Origin of the sequence: Chromobacterium paludis, from assembly GCF_008275125.1 — a bacterium.
Taxonomy (GTDB): Bacteria; Pseudomonadota; Gammaproteobacteria; order Burkholderiales; family Chromobacteriaceae; genus Chromobacterium; species Chromobacterium paludis.
Genome location: NZ_CP043473.1, coordinates 4,043,935 through 4,057,693 on the forward strand (window position 1 = coordinate 4,043,935; position 13,759 = coordinate 4,057,693).

A 13,759-nucleotide genomic window follows, 5' to 3' on the forward strand; every position below is an offset into this window, starting at 1 on the left:
CCAGACACTGGCCGGGGCGGGGGGAACGCGTATCGGACTGGGCGACGCTTTACAGCGCCACCATATTGTCGCGGTGGATCAGCTCGGGTTCGACGATGTAGCCGAGCGCGCCTTCGATTTCGCGCGTGCTCTTGCGCATGATCTGGCGCGCCTCGTCCGAACTGTAATTGACCAGGCCGCGCGCCACCTCGCGGCCAGCGGCGTCGACGCAGGCCACGGCCTCGCCGCGCAGGAACTCGCCCTCCACCGCGCTGACGCCCACCGGCAGCAGGCTGGTGCCGCGCTCGCGTATGGCTTGGGCCGCGCCGTCGTCCAGCAGCAGGCGGCCGGCCAATTGCAGATGGTCGGCCAGCCACTGCTTGCGCGCGGCCATGCGGCTGGTGGCGGCCACCAGCTGGGTGCCGATGGCCTCGCCGTCGGCCAGGCGCGACAATACCTGCTGCTCGCGGCCGCAGGCGATCACGGTGGCGGCGCCGCTGCGCGCGGCGCGCTTGGCCGCTAGGATCTTGGTGATCATGCCGCCGGTGCCGACGCTGGAGCCCGCGCCGCCGGCCATTTCTTCCAATTTAGGGTCGCCGGCCTCGGCTTCATGGATGAATTCGGCATCCGGATGCTTGCGCGGGTCGGCGCTGAAGAGGCCCTGCTGATCGGTCAGGATCACCAGCGCGTCGGCTTCGATCAGATTGGTCACCAGCGCGCCCAGTGTGTCGTTGTCGCCGAAGCGGATTTCGCTGGTGACCACGGTGTCGTTCTCGTTGATGATGGGCACCACGTTGAGATTGAGCAGGCTGGTCAGCGTGGTGCGGGCGTTCAGGTAGCGGGTGCGGTCGGCCAGGTCTTCGTGGGTCAGCAGAATTTGGGCCGTCTGCAGGCCGAAGGCGCGGAAGGCGCTCTCGTAGGCCTGGCACAGGCCCATCTGGCCGACGGCGGCGGCGGCCTGCAGCTCATGCACGCCCTTGGGCCGCACGGTCCAGCCCAGGCGCTGGCAGCCTTCGGCGATGGCGCCGCTGGAAACCAGCACCACCTGCTTGCCGCGGCGCTTCAGTTCGGCGATTTCGGCGGCCCAGCGCGCCAGGGCGGACAGGTCCAGGCCCTTGCCGTCGTTGGTCACCAGACTGGAGCCGACCTTGACCACGATACGGTCGGAAGCGTGAATCACCGAATGCATCAACAGACCTCGCTATGAAAGCAAATGATTATAGAGAGGTCAGTGTAACCGAAAAAGCGCGTGGCTTGCGCCAGGTCAAAACTGCTCGCTGGGGCGGAACTCCATGAGCTGGAAATAAGGCGATTGCAGCTGCAGCCGGGAGGCGCGGACCAGCCGCTCGCCGCTGGCGTCGCGCAGCCGGAACTCGCGCAGCTGGCTGAATGGGCGGCCCACCATTTCCAGCAGCTCGGGGCGGCCGTTATGCGCGGGCAGCAGCAGGCAGCGCTGGAAGGCGTCGCCGTTGTGGGTGATGCTGGGCATGGCCAGGGCCGGCAGGGGCGGCGGGCCGATGATCTCGACGCCGCATTCTATTTCCTTGCCGCTGGGCTGCATCAGCACCCAGCGCACCGTGCACAGCCAGGCGGCCGCGGGTTGATCCGGCGGATTGACCAGCAGCAGTTCGCCGGCGCGCAAGGGTTGGTCGCGAGGGATGCCGCGCAGCAGGTAGCCGCTTTCGCTTTGATTGATGATGGATAGCAGGCAGGGCAGCGGGGGCGGGCGCAGCCTGGAGCTTTCTTCTTCGGTGTCGCTGCCGCGCAGCGACCAGCTGCCGCCGTTGACGCGGTGCCAGATCTGCGCGGTGCCGGCGATGATCTCGACCACGGCCTGGGCGGTTTCGCGCGCGTGCTTACGCCGGCGCGGCCGCTGCCAGGCCTCGCTGAGCAGGCTCAGCAGCTGGATCTCCTCCCCCACCAGGCCGCCGCCGGGCGAGGCGCTGCTTTTCTGCAGCTGGTCCAGGCTGCGCCGCATGCTGGCCAGGGCGCCGCTCAGTTCCAGCAAATAGCAATGGTTTTGCTGCGCGCCTGCCGCCGCCAGCAGATAACGCGGCGGCGCGTCCTCCTGCGGGTCCAGCACATAGCCGTGGCGGCTGTCGCTCAGCTCGCTCACCGGGCGCAAGGCCACTTGCCGGGCCAGGTCGTACACCAGTTGCCGGGTCAGCCGCATTTCGGATGGGGATAGCCGGTTGGTGGCGGTCAGTCCCAACAGCAGGATCTGGCGGTAGATGTCGGACAATGAATCGTCGTTGGCCAGCGAGCGGTCCTGCCAGCCCTTCTCCTGCGCCAGCGCATACAGCTGGTGGCAGTCCAGCCAGAAGCCGTCCGGCAGCGGGCAGTAATACTGTTGGCAGATGTTGAGGCATTGCCGCGCCGCCATCATGGTGTACAGCAGCAGCTCTATCTTGGGCTGCTCGCGTTCCAGCAGGCCTTGGCGCGCCAGTTTTTCGTTCAGCGTCTGTTTGAAATCGACAAACAGATTGGCAAACAGCTTGACGCCCACTACCGCCAGCTGGCGGCTCTTGGGCGAGGTCAGGATATCGCTGTGCTGGGTTTCGCTTTCCAGCAACGGATAGTAGCGGTCCAGCGCCTTCAAATACAGTTTGAGCAGCTTGTAGCGCTGCATCGGTTCGATGGGCGCGCGGCCCAGTTGGTATAGCGCCTGGGCCAGCAGGCGGCCGCACTCAAGCAGGTCGGTATAGGGCAGGCGCTCCAGCCAGGCTTCCACGCTGGCCGGCTGGGTGTCGACGAGTTGCAGGTCCATATCCTTCTTTGGCAGTGCGAGCGGCGGCATGCGGAGGCTCCGATGGCGGGACGCTGTATGCTATTGGTATTGTCTGGTCGCGACAAGCGCGTCAAGGCAGCGCGGTCGGATCGCCCGTCAGACTTTGGCCGCTGGCCAGCACCTCGTCCAGGGCATCAAGGCTAGCCTCGACCAGCCCGGCCATCTCATCGCGGCTCAGGATGTAGGGCGGCATGAAGTAGACCGTCTTGCCTATCGGCCGCAACAGGCATCCGCGTTTCAGCATGGCCGAAAAATACGCCAATGCAAAGTCCGCACGCGGCGTATCCACGTCAAAGGCCCAGATCATGCCGCGCTGGCGGAAGTGGCGCACGGCAGGGTGCTGGCGCAGCGGCGCCATCAGCCGCGTGAAGTCCTCGGCCTTGGCGCGGTTGGCCTCCAGCACGTTTTCCTGCTCGAAAATGTCCAGCACCGCCAGCGCGGCGGCGCAGGCCAGCGCGTTGCCGGTATAACTGTGCGAGTGCAAAAATCCGCGCGCCACGTCGTCGTGATAGAAGGCTTGATAGATATCGTCGCGCGTCAGCACGCAGGACAAGGGCAAGAAACCGCCGGTGATGCCCTTGGACAGACACAGGAAGTCCGGGACGATGCCGGCCTGTTGATAGGCGAAGAAGCTGCCGGTGCGGCCGAAACCGACGGCAATCTCGTCGGCGATCAGGTGGACTTGGTAGTGATCGCACAAGCGGCGCAATTCGCTTAAATAGATGGGATCGTGCATCGCCATCCCCGCCGCGCCCTGCACCAGCGGCTCCACGATGACGGCGGCGATTTCCGCGCCATGCTTGGCCAGCAGGTTTTCCAAGGATTGGGCGGCGCGCCGCGCGACGTCGGCCGCGGTCTCGCCGGCCGCGGCCTGCCGGGCATCCGGCGACGGCGCGCGCAGGCCGGGCTTGAGCAGGTCGGCGTAAGTGGAAGAGAACAGCGGCACGTCGGTCACCGCCAGCGCGCCCACGGTTTCGCCGTGGTAGCTGTTTTCCAGACTGACGAAGCGGGTCTTGCCCGGCTGGCCGCTGTTCTTCCAATAATGGAAGCTCATTTTCAGCGCGATTTCCGTGGCGCTGGCGCCGTCGGACCCATAAAACGCGTGGCCCAGGCCAGACAGTTTCGCCAGCCGCTCCGACAACTCCACCACCGGGCGGTGGGTGAAGCCGGCCAGCATCACATGCTCCAGCCGGTCCAGTTGATCCCGTATCGCCTGCTTGATGCGCGGATGGCCGTGGCCGAACAGATTGACCCACCAGGAGCTGACGCCGTCCAGATAGCGCTTGCCGTCGAAATCGGTCAGCCAGACGCCGTCGGCGCTGGCGATGGGGACGATGGGCAGGCTCTCGTGCCGCTTCATCTGGGTGCACGGGTGCCAAACGGCGGCGCGGCTGCGTTCCAGCCAGGCATGGTTGCTCATGGGGGCCTCCTGTGGGGTGATGGCCGATGCTAACACAGGGTAGCGTGATGGCCGATGTGACGAAAAACGTCAGTTTATGCCGCGCTGTGGTCTAGGATTTGTCACAGGGCGGGGCTAAAGCCGCGGCGGGACAGGCTGGCATGTTTCCTGCTCCATTGTCGGACACGACAAAGAGGCGCGCCGGACGCGCCCGTCACGGAAGAAGAGGCGGGGACGTTGCGCCGGCCGCAAGCCACGCGGCGCCTTGCTTGGCTCAAGCTTGACTAGACCATGGAGTTCAACATGAAGAAACAAATGCAACAGGGTTTCACCCTGATCGAACTGATGATCGTGGTGGCGATTATCGGCATTCTGGCGGCGGTAGCCATCCCCGCTTATCAGAACTACACCGTGCGCGCACGCGTGACGGAAGGTTTGTCGCTGGCTGACACCGCTAAACTGGCAGTGGCTGAGAATGCGGCGAGCGGGGTGAAATATTCCAATGGTTGGAATGCTCCGACGGCGACTAAGAATGTTTCTACCGTTGGCATTACGGATTCAACTGGTGTTATTACCATTACGTATCAGGCCAACGTTGCCGCGTCTAATGCCAATACTCTGGTTCTGATTCCGTATACTGTTGCAAGTGGCGGAACTGACGTAGCATTGCCTGACAGCACTGCTTCTTTCACTCCGCCGTCCAGTAACATTGTTTGGCAGTGTGCGTCTGCTGGTACCGCTACACTTAAAGTGGGTTCTGTTAAAGGCACCTTGGATTCCAGCCTGGTTCCTGCAGAATGTCGCTAATAGAATGATTTAATATAGTTAGAAAACGGTCAGCTTGCTGGCCGTTTTTACTGTTTCGGGTGCGTGAATGAGAGCTTCTTGGTCTCTTGGATTTGTGGTGGCGTCGGTTGTGTTGCCATTTTTCAGTCCATGGCATTTCCAACCTGTGGGTGATTGGGTTGTAATTGCGGTTTGCCTTTTTTTTCTCGGTATTGGCTTCGTCGCGATGCATTTTGACGGGGATGGTGAAAAGACATCTAGCATCTCCCCAGCGTTTATTGTTTTACTGCTCTTCAGTTTCTTGCAATTTTCCCGCCTGCAATATAACTTGCCGTTTTCAGCCTCTAATCTGTTTTTGTGTGCAGTTATTAGCTTGGGGCTGGCGCAGTTTGATATCGTCTCCCGCGAGTATTTACTGGCTGTTGCGGCCTTATTGGTGCTGATGACAGCTTTGCTGCAAGGAGTATTAGGTTTCGTTCAGCTGCTTGGATTTGCCCCCTCGGCGCACGGCTGGGTGCTGTTCAATCCCGGTTCAAATGATGTGATGGGTAATTTCGGCCAGCGCAACCAGCTGGCGCAGTTTTTGGGTTGGGGAGCGGTCTCCGCAGCTTACCTCTACGCTACGGGCCGCATGGGGAGAGTGGCGACGGGCAGCGCCGTGCTGGTGTTGGCGTTGCTGATGAGCTGGACAGGGGCGCGGCTGCCGCTGGCCTATGGTTTGGGCTTGGCTTTGCTGGCCTGGTTCTGGCATCGCCGCGAGCCGCAAGACGAGACGGTGGCGCGCATGACCCACGCCTTGGCTTGGTCGGTGTTGGCCCTGGCCTTGATGCAGATATTCAATCAGCAGATTGATAGTCTATTGCAAGCCTTGGGCTTGCCCATTCATGTGCGGAGCGGTTCGGACCGCCTGCTGGAGGCTGGTTTCGGCGCGCGCCGCTATATCGAGTGGAGCAAGGCCTGGCTGGTGTTTACCCAGCATCCCTGGTTTGGCGTGGGCCTGGGAGGCTATGCTTGGCACTCCGCCTGGTTGGAGGCTTATGGCGGCTGGCCCAAAGTGCCGGAAAGCACTTTGTTCACGCAGTGCCATAATCTGGTTTTCCAGCTGCTGGCGGAAACCGGCATTGTTGGCACGCTGCTGGCGATCGGCGGCCTGCTGTTTTGCCTGTTGCCTTATTTCCGGCGCGGCGAGCAGACGGCCGGCAATCTGCTGTTGATCAGCATTGCCATGATGTTGTTGGGGCACTCGATGTTTGAATACCCGCTGTGGTATCTGCCTTTTTTGCTGATGCTGGTGATCATTTGCACGCTGAGTCCGGCCAAGGGCTGGACCGTGCAATTGAGCGGGCGCTTCCGGCAAGTTCTGGGCATGAGCGTCGGTGTGCTGGCTCTGGCCTATGTGGTGACCGGCATCATGCCTTACCGGCAGTTGATCCATAATTTCGCGCCGCTGCCAGAAAACACCTTCCAAGCCAGCCTGGAGAATTCCAAGCGCTCCTTGAAACTGGCCCAGCTGGCGCGTAACCCCTTGTGGAGCTGGGAGGCGGATTTGTCCATGGTCAATTATCTGCAGCCGGACGGCATCATGCGCGACTTGCAGCTGGAGCTGGCTGAGCGGGTGGCGCGCTATCAGCCGTTTCCGAATGTGCTGATCAAGCTGTCCATTTTGCGGGCATTGAATGGTCAAGCCGCACCGGCGAAGCAGGCGCTGACCATGGCAATTGCCAATTATCCCAATTACACGCCGGTGTTTCAGCATGAGCTGGCGCGCTACCGCCAGCCAGAGCTGAAGCCTTTGCAGGACATGGCTTCCAAGGCGGTGGCGGCCGGCGCGGCGCAGGGCGGGAATACCGATGCCGGCCGCCTGGCCGCGGTGATGGCAGTGGCGGCGCCGGTCACGCGCAAGCCCATGTTCGGCGGCTTGTAACAGCCCGAAACATATGGCGTGTTCAACGGAGCCGGCGCATGCGGTATGCTGCCGGCTCTGCTGTTTCCGTCCTTCTGGTCCGCCATGACTTTACCGAAACTATCCGAGCGCCTGTCGCTGCTGGCCCTGGGCTTGATCGCCATCGTGCCGTTCGCCTCGCGCGTGCATTTTGTGCCGCTGCCGCAGTGGTTTGGCGAAATCAATGTAATCTGGCTGCTGCTGGCGGCCGCGGTCTTGCTGCTGCCTTCCGGCCGCTTGTTCGATGCCATGCCGCGCGCGTCTTGGTGGTGTCTGCTGCTGGCCGCGATCTGGGCCATTCAGCCCCAATTTGTCCATTTGCTGTTCCCTGGCATGAGCTATGTCACGGCGCTGGCGTGGTTGTCGCTGGCCTTGCTGGCTTCGGTGACGGCGTCGCTGCGCGGCGCGTTTGGCGAGCGTGACTTTACAGTCTGGCTGGCGCGCGCCGTGATCGTCGGCGGCCTGGTGCAGTCCTTGATCGGCACCGCGCAGGTGACCGGCCTGGCGCCGGTGCTGGGGCTGTTCTATGACAGCTCCCATCCCACCAGCAATATCTTCGGCCATATCGGCCAACGCAATCAGTACGCGCATTACCTGATGTGGTCGGTGGCGTCCGGCGTTTATCTGTACGCGGTGGGCCGGCTGGGCCGCAACTGGCTGATCGCGCTGGTGCTGTGGATGTCGCTGATGCTGGCCTGGGCCGGCTCGCGCTCCATCCTGCTGTATCTGGTGGCGCTGTCCGCGCTGTCCGCGCTGTGGTACTGGCGCCGGCGCGACGAGACGATGGGCCGGCTGATGAAGGCGATGTGGCTGGCCAGCGCGGTAATCGTGGCCGCGCAGTTCGCCCTGCCGTTGTTCAACCATCTGATTTCGCTGATCACGCACGCCGATGTGGAAAACGCTTCCGGCGTGGCGCGGCTGGCGGCCAATGGCGACGACATGGGCGCGCGCCGCTTCGCCGAGATGCACAAGGCCTGGCTGACGTTCCAGGCGCATCCGCTGTGGGGCGTGGGCTGGGCGCAGTACGCGGCGGAAAGCGTGCGCTTGCAGCCCTTGCCGCAGTTTGCTTCCGCCGGCTACAACAGCGGGCTGTTCACCAACGCGCACAATCTGATCATGCAGCTGCTGGCGGAGATGGGCGGGCCGGCCACGGCGCTGGTGGTGGGCGGTTTCGTCTGGGCGGTGTGGCCGTTCTTTGGCCGCCAGGCGGAGCCGGAAGGCGTGCTGGCCCTGGGCTGCCTGGCGGTCACGCTGACCCACAGCATGCTGGAGTATCCGCTGTGGTACTTCTACTTCCTGGCCATGCTGGTGATCTTTACCGCCATGGCGCCGCGCGCGGACAGAGTCGCGTCGCCGCTGTTGCGCTTGCCCATGCTGGCGGCGCTGATCTGGGTGGGCTGGCTGTCCATCAGCAGCACGCCCATGTTCTGGGAGCTGGTCAATCTGTACACGCCCACCGGCAATGCGCAGAAGGACGCCAAACGCGCGGCGCGTCTGGAGGAAATCATTGAAACCAAGCCCTTGTTCGCCTACCACGCCTTGTACTCGCTGGATGATTATCTGCCGATCAACCGCGATAATCTGCAGCGCAAGCTGGCCTTGGAGGACAGGCTGACCGCCTTCCGTCCGTATCCCGACGTGATGCTGAAGCGCGCGCAGTTGGAAATGCTGGCCGGGCAGCAGGCCAAGGCGGAGCAGACGCTGCGCACCACGCTGGCGTCCTTCCCCACCTACGCCGGCCAGTTCCTCGAAATCTTGGGCGACGCCAATCCGGCATGGGAGCCGATGCGCAAGATCAGCCGCGAGGCCTACGACAAGCTGCCGGCCAAGTTCCGCACCTTGCCGGAATAAGCCGCAGCGCGTAAAAAAGCCAGCTCCAAGAGCTGGCTTTTTCTTTGCGGGCCAAGGCGCCTATTGATCCAGTACCACGCCTTCGCTGAGCGCGGCCTTCATCTTGCTCAAGGCCTTGGCTTCGATCTGGCGGATGCGTTCGGCGGAGACGCCGAACTCCGCCGCCAGCTCATGCAGCGTGGCGCCGCTGTCGTCGGCCAGCCAGCGCGCCTCCACGATGCGGCGGCTGCGGTCGTCCAGCGTGGACAGCGCGTATTCCAGGCCTTCGGACTGCAGATGGTCGAAGGCGCGGCGCTCCAGCGCGCGCGTCGGCTCGCTGTGGCTGTCCGCCAGCCAGTCTATCGGCGCGTAGCTGTCATCGTCGTCGCTGTCGGCCAGCAGGGAAACATCCTGGCCGGTCATGCGGATTTCCATTTCGCGCACTTCTTCGGGTTTGACGCCCAGGTCGGCGGCGATGGATTTGGCTTCCTGCTCGGACAGCGCGGAGAAACCGCTCTTCATGCTGCGCAGATTGAAAAACAGCTTGCGCTGCGGCTTGGTGGTGGCGATGCGCACCAAACGCCAGTTGCGCAGGATGAATTCGTGGATCTCGGCCTTGATCCAGTGGATGGCGAACGAGAACAGGCGCACGCCGCGGCCCGGCTCGAAACGCTTGACCGCCTTCATCAGGCCGATATTGCCTTCCTGGATCAGGTCGGCCTGCGGCAGGCCGTAGCCGGCATAGCCGCGCGCGACGGACACCACCACGCGCAGGTGCGACAGCACCATTTGCCGAGCCGCCTCCAGATCGTTTTCCTGTTGGAAACGGGTGGCGAGTTCGGTTTCCTGCTCCGGCGTCAGCATCGGCACGCTGTTCACGGCCTGGATGTATTGTTCCAGGCTGCCGCTGGTGGACGGGACGGGAAGGGCAAATGTTGTGTTCATTGCGATGGCTACCTCCTTGGGTAGTGCTATGTTAGCACTCGTGTATTGAGAGTGCTAGCAAGGAAAGGTTCCCGAGTCAATGATTTTTAACAATCGGCTCGATAGCCATTCTGTTCATTTGGGTTCGACCTTGCGCAGATGATGGTCCGCCGCCAGCCGCGCGCCCAGCATGGCCAGCACGGCCGAAGTGGCGATCAGCGCCGCCAGCTCCGGGGCATTCAGGCCGCGCAGCTCCACTCTTTCGCCGTACAGCATGGCGAACTCCCGAATGGACGGATTGGCCAGCGCCGCCAACCAGCTGCTGAGGCCCCATGCCAGCAGCGCGGCCAGCACGCCTTGCCACAGCGCGTGGTACAGGAAGGGGCGGCGGATGAAGCTGTCGGTGGCGCCGATCAGCTTGGAGACCTCGATTTCATCTTGGCGCGCCAGAATCTGCATGCGGATGGCGTTGTGCGTCACCAGCACCAGGGCGAGGCCCAGCGCGGCGGCCAGGAACCAGGTCAGCTTCTGGCCCATCTCCACCATGCCGAACAGGCGCTTGGCCCAGTGCGCGTCGAACTGGGCCATTTCCACCATGGGCAGGCCGGACAGCTCCTTCTGCAGCATGTCCAGTTCGCGTGGCTCCATGGTCTTGGGGGTCACCACGAAGGCGTCTGGCAACGGGTTGCCGGCCAAGCCGTCGGACAGGCCAGCCAGGCCATTGCGTTGCTCCAGGTCTTGCAGGGCCTTGGCTTTGCTGACGAAAGTGAAGCTCTGGACCTTGGGATGGTGGGCCAGCGTGGTCTGCACCGCGGCCAGATCGGCTTCTTCCGCGGACAACTCCATGAACAAGGTGATTTGCGGTGTGGCGGTGAGGCGGCCCACCCAGTCCTGCACGCTGCTGACGGCGAGGTAGAGCGACAAAGGCAGCGCCAGCGCCAGCGCCAGCATCAGCAGCGTCAGCATGCTGCCGAAGGGTTGGCGCAGAATCTTGACCAGCGCTTGCTTGGCGCTCTGCCAGTTCAAATAGAGAAAGTGTTTCATGCGGCGAACTGTCCTTCCCTGAGGCGGATGATGCGGCGGCCGTAGTCTTCCATCAGCGTTTCGTCGTGGGCGGAGATCAGTACGGTGACGCCCACCTGATGGAAGGATTTGAACAGCTCCATGATGTCCAGCGCGTAGGCGCGATCCAGGTTGGCGGACGGTTCGTCGGCCAGCAGGATGCTGGGACGGTGCACCACGGCGCGGGCGATGCACAGTCGCTGCTGCTCGCCGCCGGACAGGCGGATGGGCATGCTCTTTTCCTTGCTGAGCAGGCCCACCTTGTCCAGCGCCGCGCGCACGCGCTTGGCGGCGTCGCGGCGGTCGAAGCCTATGATGTCCAGCGGCAGCATCACATTGTCGAACACGCTGCGGTCGAACAGGATCTTGTGGTCCTGGAACACCATGCCCAGGTGCTGGCGCACATAGGGCACCTGGCTGGCGCGCAGCTTGGACAGGTTCTGGCCGTTGACGATGACGCCGCCGCTGGTGGCGCGCTCGATGCCGGCGATCAGTTTCAGCAAGGTAGACTTGCCGGCGCCGGAGTGGCCGGCGAGGAACACCATTTCGCCGGTTTCTATGGTGAAGGACAGGTTCTTCAGGGCTTCGTTGCCGCCCGGGTAGCGCTTGGTTACCTGGTCGAACTGTATCATGTGGTTTCCCGCGGATTGGCTGAGAAAGGCGGCCGGCAGGCGGCCGCTGGAGCGTCTTATTCGAACAGCGCGTCGATGTAGTCGCGGCTGTTGAACGGCCGCAAGTCGTCTATGCTCTCGCCCACGCCGATGAAGCGCAGCGGAACGGGACGTTGCTTGGCGATGGCTGCGATCACGCCGCCCTTGGCCGTGCCGTCCAGCTTGGTCAGGATCAAGCCGGTCAGGCCCAGCGCGTCGTCGAAGGCCTTGACCTGATTGACGGTGTTCTGGCCGATGTTGGCGTCCAGCACCAGCACCACTTCATGCGGCGCGTCCGGCAGCGCTTTCTGTATCACGCGCTTGACCTTTTTGATTTCCTCCATCAGGTGCAGCTGCGTCGGCAGGCGGCCGGCGGTGTCGGCCAGTACGATGTCGATGCCGCGGGCGACGGCGGCCTGGATCGCGTCATAGCATACGGCGGCGGAGTCGCCGCCTTGCTGCGCGATCACGGTGACGTTGTTGCGCTCGCCCCAGGCGATCAACTGTTCGCGCGCGGCGGCGCGGAAGGTGTCGCCGGCGGCCAGCAACACGCTCTTGCCCTGGCTCTGGTAGTACTTGGCCAACTTGCCGATGGAGGTGGTTTTGCCGGCGCCGTTGACGCCGGTCATCATGATCACGAAAGGCTTCTTGCCCTCCACATTGAGCGGCACTTCCAGCGGGCCGATCAGATCCTGCAGCGAATCCTTCAGCGCGCCTTTCAGCTCGGACGCGTCCTTCAGCCCCTTCAGCGACACGCGCTCGCGCACATCGCCCAGCAAATGGACGGTGGCATCCATGCCCATGTCGGCGGTCAGCAGCACCGTTTCCAGTTCTTCATACAGGTCTTCGTCTATCTTGCCGCCGCCGAACACGCCGGCCAGCGATTTGCCCAGCTTGTCTCGGGTTTTGGCCAGGCCGGCCTTCAGACGCTCGGTCCAGCTCATTTTCTTCAGCGGCGCCGGTTCGGTCGCAGGCGGGGCGGAGGCGGCAGACATGGGCTCGGCTGGCGCCGGTGCCGGCGGCGTGGCGAGGGTGGGGGCGGCCGGGGAGGCTTCGGTTTGCGTCGGCTCTGCGATATCCGTTGCCGGCGTGCTTGGCGTCTGCGCCGGCGCTTCGCTGGCGGGCGTTTCGATTGGCTTGGGCTTTTTCTTGAAGAAGCTAAACATGCGTAAATGGACCAGGAAAAGCGATAAATGGCTAAATTGTATCCTCAAACGGCGCATCGCACAGGATTGCGCGCATCAGAAAGCGCAGTGTGGCATACATATATAAGGAATCTTTTCGTTTTGCATCCGCCATGCGACAGAATTTCCGCATGTCCGAGCGGGAATGAGGCGTTAAGGTGCTGATCGGGTTACACTCCTGCCCTTGTTTCAGGAAGTCGAGAGTCATGAGTCAATCACGTAACAAGGTCAGAATCATCGGTGGCGAATTCCGGCGCCGCATGCTGCCTTTTCCGGATGCGGCCGGTTTGCGTCCCACCCCCGATCGCGTCCGCGAAACCCTGTTCAACTGGTTGGGCCAGGATCTGTACGGCAAATCATGCCTGGATTTGTTCGCTGGTAGCGGCGCGCTCGGTTTCGAGGCGGCGTCGCGCAATGCGCGGCGCGTGGTGATGGTGGAGAAGTCGCGCTTGGTATGCGAGTCCTTGCAGGCTAATCGACAATTGCTGAAGGCCGAGGCGCTAGAGGTGGTGGGCGGCGATGCCTTGCTCTATCTGAAGAATGCGCGCGAGCGCTTCGATGTGGTCTTTGTCGATCCGCCTTACGATAGCGAGCTGCTGCAGCAGGTGCTGCCCAGGCTGGCCGAGCTGTTGAGCGACGACGGCGTGGCCTACGTGGAGGCGAGGCAATGGCCCGATGCGCTGCCGGCCGGGCTGACGCTGTTGCGTCGGGACAAGGCGGGCATGGTGCACTACGGGCTGCTGGGCCGAGCGACGCAGGGCGCCTGATCGCGATTCGCCCATCTATGGATATAACCAGCGCGCGCTTGCGACTGCGCGCGGCGGGTGACAGAATTCACCATGTGAAATACTTGAGGAAAGTACTATGTCTTTGATGATTACCGACGAATGCATCAATTGCGACGTCTGTGAGCCGGAGTGCCCCAATAACGCGATCTCCCAGGGCGAGGAGATTTATCAGATCGACCCGAATCTGTGCACGCAGTGCGTCGGCCACTACGATGAGCCGCAGTGCCAGCAGGTCTGTCCGGTGGATTGCATCCCGCTCGATCCGTCCCATCCGGAGAGCAAGGATGAGCTGTACCAGAAGTATCTGAAAATTTCCGGCCAGGCCTGATTGCGTTAAGTGCCTGATAGGAAAGGAAATGCCCCGCCGCTGGTGGGGCATTTTTATTGCGACTGCGAAAAACTGCAATTTTTTTTACGAAAGGTGTTG

12 protein-coding genes are annotated in these 13,759 nt (G+C 62.8%); 5 read left to right on the top strand and 7 right to left on the bottom strand.

The features are described from left to right. Window positions 1–49: 49 nt before the first annotated feature. From proB to FYK34_RS19195, 3 genes are all read right to left on the bottom strand, one after another. A complete protein-coding gene (gene proB / locus FYK34_RS19185) occupies window positions 50–1,168 on the bottom strand; it encodes a glutamate 5-kinase (RefSeq protein WP_149299314.1) in 1,119 nt (372 codons plus the stop codon). Between the two features lie 75 nt (window positions 1,169–1,243). Continuing rightward, window positions 1,244–2,776, bottom strand: a complete 1,533-nt coding sequence (locus tag FYK34_RS19190; RefSeq protein ID WP_149299316.1) for a hypothetical protein — start codon at window positions 2,774–2,776, stop codon at window positions 1,244–1,246. 61 nt (window positions 2,777–2,837) lie between these two features. Then, window positions 2,838–4,187 (bottom strand): adenosylmethionine--8-amino-7-oxononanoate transaminase, encoded by a 1,350-nt coding sequence (locus tag FYK34_RS19195; RefSeq protein WP_149299318.1) that lies wholly within the window; start codon window positions 4,185–4,187, stop codon window positions 2,838–2,840. 282 nt (window positions 4,188–4,469) lie between these two features. Here FYK34_RS19195 and FYK34_RS19200 point away from each other — a divergent pair, with 282 nt between their 5' ends. The 3 genes from FYK34_RS19200 to FYK34_RS19210 all read left to right on the top strand — a co-directional run bounded on the left by FYK34_RS19200 (window position 4,470) and on the right by FYK34_RS19210 (window position 8,745). Beyond that, a complete protein-coding gene (locus FYK34_RS19200) occupies window positions 4,470–4,973 on the top strand; it encodes a pilin (RefSeq protein ID WP_149299320.1) in 504 nt (167 codons plus the stop codon). 67 nt (window positions 4,974–5,040) lie between these two features. Beyond that, a complete protein-coding gene (locus FYK34_RS19205) occupies window positions 5,041–6,876 on the top strand; it encodes a PglL family O-oligosaccharyltransferase (protein WP_149299322.1) in 1,836 nt (611 codons plus the stop codon). Between the two features lie 45 nt (window positions 6,877–6,921). Next, window positions 6,922–8,745, top strand: coding sequence for a PglL family O-oligosaccharyltransferase (locus FYK34_RS19210; RefSeq protein ID WP_231137317.1), 1,824 nt, complete (start codon window positions 6,922–6,924; stop codon window positions 8,743–8,745). Window positions 8,746–8,805: 60 nt separating this feature from the next. On the opposite strand, the gene rpoH is transcribed toward FYK34_RS19210, so the two are convergent. From rpoH to ftsY, 4 genes are all read right to left on the bottom strand, one after another. Next, window positions 8,806–9,669, bottom strand: coding sequence for an RNA polymerase sigma factor RpoH (gene rpoH, locus FYK34_RS19215; RefSeq protein ID WP_149299324.1), 864 nt, complete (start codon window positions 9,667–9,669; stop codon window positions 8,806–8,808). Window positions 9,670–9,783: 114 nt separating this feature from the next. Beyond that, complete coding sequence (ftsX, locus tag FYK34_RS19220; RefSeq protein ID WP_149299326.1) at window positions 9,784–10,692, bottom strand: permease-like cell division protein FtsX; 909 nt, start codon at window positions 10,690–10,692, stop codon at window positions 9,784–9,786. Then, entirely contained in the window at window positions 10,689–11,342 is a 654-nt protein-coding gene (gene ftsE / locus FYK34_RS19225) for a cell division ATP-binding protein FtsE (protein WP_149299328.1), read from the bottom strand. Before ftsE ends, ftsX begins: the two co-directional genes overlap by 4 nt. Window positions 11,343–11,398: 56 nt before the next feature. After that, window positions 11,399–12,526, bottom strand: a complete 1,128-nt coding sequence (ftsY, locus tag FYK34_RS19230) for a signal recognition particle-docking protein FtsY (protein WP_149299330.1) — start codon at window positions 12,524–12,526, stop codon at window positions 11,399–11,401. Window positions 12,527–12,750: 224 nt separating this feature from the next. Here ftsY and rsmD point away from each other — a divergent pair, with 224 nt between their 5' ends. Together rsmD and FYK34_RS19240 are read left to right on the top strand one after the other, a co-directional pair. After that, window positions 12,751–13,311 (top strand): 16S rRNA (guanine(966)-N(2))-methyltransferase RsmD, encoded by a 561-nt coding sequence (gene rsmD / locus FYK34_RS19235; protein WP_149299332.1) that lies wholly within the window; start codon window positions 12,751–12,753, stop codon window positions 13,309–13,311. A 97-nt stretch (window positions 13,312–13,408) separates the two neighbouring features. Next, window positions 13,409–13,660 (top strand): YfhL family 4Fe-4S dicluster ferredoxin, encoded by a 252-nt coding sequence (locus FYK34_RS19240; protein WP_149299334.1) that lies wholly within the window; start codon window positions 13,409–13,411, stop codon window positions 13,658–13,660. Window positions 13,661–13,759: the final 99 nt, after the last annotated feature.

What these genes read in the sequence shown, in the direction of transcription:
- proB (WP_149299314.1), bottom strand. Translation starts at nt 1,168, where the DNA reads ATGCATTCGGTGATTCACGCTTCCGACCGTATCGTGGTCAAGGTCGGC.
- FYK34_RS19190 (WP_149299316.1), bottom strand. Translation starts at nt 2,776, where the DNA reads ATGCCGCCGCTCGCACTGCCAAAGAAGGATATGGACCTGCAACTCGTC.
- FYK34_RS19195 (WP_149299318.1), bottom strand. Translation starts at nt 4,187, where the DNA reads ATGAGCAACCATGCCTGGCTGGAACGCAGCCGCGCCGCCGTTTGGCAC.
- FYK34_RS19200 (WP_149299320.1), top strand. Translation starts at nt 4,470, where the DNA reads ATGAAGAAACAAATGCAACAGGGTTTCACCCTGATCGAACTGATGATC.
- FYK34_RS19205 (WP_149299322.1), top strand. Translation starts at nt 5,041, where the DNA reads ATGAGAGCTTCTTGGTCTCTTGGATTTGTGGTGGCGTCGGTTGTGTTG.
- FYK34_RS19210 (WP_231137317.1), top strand. Translation starts at nt 6,922, where the DNA reads ATGCTGCCGGCTCTGCTGTTTCCGTCCTTCTGGTCCGCCATGACTTTA.
- rpoH (WP_149299324.1), bottom strand. Translation starts at nt 9,669, where the DNA reads ATGAACACAACATTTGCCCTTCCCGTCCCGTCCACCAGCGGCAGCCTG.
- ftsX (WP_149299326.1), bottom strand. Translation starts at nt 10,692, where the DNA reads ATGAAACACTTTCTCTATTTGAACTGGCAGAGCGCCAAGCAAGCGCTG.
- ftsE (WP_149299328.1), bottom strand. Translation starts at nt 11,342, where the DNA reads ATGATACAGTTCGACCAGGTAACCAAGCGCTACCCGGGCGGCAACGAA.
- ftsY (WP_149299330.1), bottom strand. Translation starts at nt 12,526, where the DNA reads ATGTTTAGCTTCTTCAAGAAAAAGCCCAAGCCAATCGAAACGCCCGCC.
- rsmD (WP_149299332.1), top strand. Translation starts at nt 12,751, where the DNA reads ATGAGTCAATCACGTAACAAGGTCAGAATCATCGGTGGCGAATTCCGG.
- FYK34_RS19240 (WP_149299334.1), top strand. Translation starts at nt 13,409, where the DNA reads ATGTCTTTGATGATTACCGACGAATGCATCAATTGCGACGTCTGTGAG.